At 35.1% G+C, this 2,819-nt stretch carries 3 protein-coding genes; 1 reads left to right on the top strand and 2 read right to left on the bottom strand.

Annotated features, from left to right (window positions below):
* Positions 1-319: 319 nt before the first annotated feature.
* Both ACP5NR_RS08660 and ACP5NR_RS08655 read right to left on the bottom strand, forming a co-directional pair.
* Positions 320-946 (bottom strand): nucleotidyl transferase AbiEii/AbiGii toxin family protein, encoded by a 627-nt coding sequence (locus ACP5NR_RS08660; protein ID WP_428006350.1) that lies wholly within the window; start codon positions 944-946, stop codon positions 320-322.
* Entirely contained in the window at positions 904-1,227 is a 324-nt protein-coding gene (locus ACP5NR_RS08655) for a DUF6922 domain-containing protein (protein WP_428006349.1), read from the bottom strand. The genes ACP5NR_RS08660 and ACP5NR_RS08655 overlap by 43 nt, the downstream gene beginning before the upstream one ends.
* A 249-nt stretch (positions 1,228-1,476) precedes the next feature.
* On the opposite strand from ACP5NR_RS08655, the gene ACP5NR_RS08650 reads away from it, so the two are divergent.
* Complete coding sequence (locus ACP5NR_RS08650; protein ID WP_428006348.1) at positions 1,477-2,577, top strand: AAA family ATPase; 1,101 nt, start codon at positions 1,477-1,479, stop codon at positions 2,575-2,577.
* Positions 2,578-2,819 lie beyond the last annotated feature (242 nt).

The raw sequence follows: 2,819 nt of genomic DNA, 5'->3' as shown, positions 1-2,819 counted from the left end.
TGATAAAGTGAAAAACGTTATCCAAAACGTTCCGCTGATAACGGTTTGATGTGAATTCAGAAAAGTTGAGATTTTGTTTTTCGTTATTTTGACGTTATCCATTTCTGTCTCCGATGTGATTTGATAAATATTTTAGCATAAAACGGCGGCGAATAGCGTATAGCATATGGCCAATGGCGTATGGGAAAAAAGAGGTTAGACTTTAGAGATTAGAGAAAAAACGGCGCATGGCGAATAGCAAATGGCGTATAGAAAGAACAAGTAATGCGTGAGCAGTTATCAGCGGGAAAGGCAGGGATTAGATACTGGACATTAGAGGTTAGAGTGATTCAACAATTTTTAAATATTCTTTCGAATGTTGTTGAAGAAAAGTTTTGACTTCTATCCATGTTCTTTTGGCCCTTTTGGGTTCCGGAGTGTTTTCAACATCGTCAAAGTATTCAATTGCCATTGCCAGTTGATACAGATCTACTTCTCCACCAAATTTCTTTTTAAATCCCCTTATGATTTCTTCAAAAGTCAAATGTTGTAAAATTTCGTAGATATCGTAATAATCCTTTTTTTCTGATCTTCCGAGTATCGCAGCAAGTTTCATGGAAGATATATCCAAAATAGATCCAATCTTTATCTTTTCAAACTCGTTCAATGGTTCAATCAAAGGATAATCGTATCTGAAAAAACTGATTTTAACATCATTTAAAATGCAATGAATTGTAAAGGGAGATATTTGTATTTTTTCAACATTTAAACCATTCTTTCTTAAATTTCCTAAAAATATGTCAGGTATGAATTCTTTATCGGTAAAGAAGTCTAAATCCTCACTCTCACGGTGGCCATAATAAATTGATAAGGCTGTGCCGCCGGCAAGATAAAAATCATCAACAAATGGTGCTATGAGATCTATTACTTTGAGCGTTTTAAGGGGAATAAATTCTGTTGAGAACATGCATATACCTCCTCGGTAGGTATATCAAGAATGGTAGACCAAAACGTTGCGACACGTTTTGAGATGTTTCTTGAATTTTTAACAACGTATCTTATTTCATCGTCCGAATAGATAGTTCTCAATTCTTTAATCTGCTCCATGACGCCGTATTCGAGCACTCTGGCAATTATGAAATTTTTGTCTTTTATGATATCCAGTTTAGACGCATCAACATCCCAAAAACAATTGTTAAAGGAAGCGAATTGAAATGGGGTAGAAATTGAAATCACCTTCTTTTTCATGGAGAAATCTTTTTTATGTATTTTAACAATTATAACATGGAACAGCGCATGGCTAATAGCAAATGGCGTATAGAAAGAACAAGTAATGCGTGAGCAGTTATCAGTAACGCGTAATCAGTGATCAGCGTAAAAGCCAGGGATTAGAGACTGGACATTAGAGATTAGGGTAATGAATGATGAGTGATCGTACTTCCGCCCTCGGAAGTAACTTCCGGTAGCGGAAGTGATATAATTACTACGGGTGATAAAATGCTTTTTGATCTCAAACCAAAAGAGGACATAAAAAGTTTTTTTGACAGGGAAGAAGAGATAAATGATCTTGTTGATTCGATAGAAAAGTATCCGCTTACGATGGTTACGGGGCTGAGAAGGATCGGAAAATCTTCTCTTGTTCGTACGGTTATAAAAGATAAGAGATACCAAAGTGTATGTTTGGATGGAAGAGCCATGTATGCAAATAGCGGCGGAAATATAAAAAAGGCGGATTTGATCCAAAGATTGCAAAATGCACTTTCTGAATTTTCGAACTTTGAGAAATTTAAAGTTTTCTTGTCAAATGTGAGGGGAATATCTGTTAAAGATCTTTCATTGTCGATGAATTGGAAAGAAGTAGACTTACTCTCTTTGATAGAGAAGATCGATAAATTCAGTGAGAAAGAAAATAATTATACCGTCTTTTTCTTCGACGAGGCACAATACTTAAAGTATTACGGAACAAAGGGAGGTAATGATTTACTTTCGCTTTTTTCATACATGTACGACAATTCCAAGTTCATAAAAATAATTATTTCCGGATCCGAGATTGGCCTTCTCCATGATTTTTTAAATGTTGATGATTACAAATCACCGCTTTACGGAAGATATATAAGGGAAATTTCTTTGAATCCATTCGATAAATCAACATCGATTTCATTTCTTGAAAAAGGATTCGATGAAATAAAGGTAAAGATTGATCGAGAAAATATTCGAAGAGCAGTTGAGGTTTTAGATGGCATTCCGGGCTATCTTGTTGAATTTGGAAACAGGTATGCTCAATTCAAAGATCTTGATATGGCCATAAAAAGCACATTTCAAGGTCTTTCCGGAATGATAGAAGGAGAGATAAAGGAGTTAGAAAGGAAGAGTCCAAGATATGTTCAGACCCTTGCATACATCTCAAATGGAATAAATACGTGGTCAGGTTTAAAAAATGCATTTTTTGCGAAAGGTGACACGATATCAGATTCAAGGCTTTACGAGATACTTAAAAATTTGGAAAAGATGACATGGATAAAGCAAGAACGTACAGGTGAAAAATACGAGATAATAGATAACGTTTTGAAAGAAATATTGAAAAGCGGTGATGAGTAACGTGTGATCAGTAATTGGCAAAACAGCAAATGGCTAATGGCACATGGCAAAAAACAAGAGCAAGAATTAAAAATTTAAAGTGATAGGTAACCATATCAGAAAAACAAAGACTGTTCATTGAAGGATGGACACCAAGTACATTATTGAATTGACGCATGTATCTCTCTAGGGGCACCAGATTTATAAGTTTTAGTTTCGGAAAGCGAACTTCAGTCAAATGATAGATGTTACTTGTTGACAAA

The organism is Athalassotoga sp., assembly GCF_049965695.1.
In the GTDB taxonomy this organism is placed as follows: domain Bacteria; phylum Thermotogota; class Thermotogae; order Mesoaciditogales; family Mesoaciditogaceae; genus Athalassotoga.
This window is presented reverse-complemented; position numbering and strand designations above follow the sequence as displayed.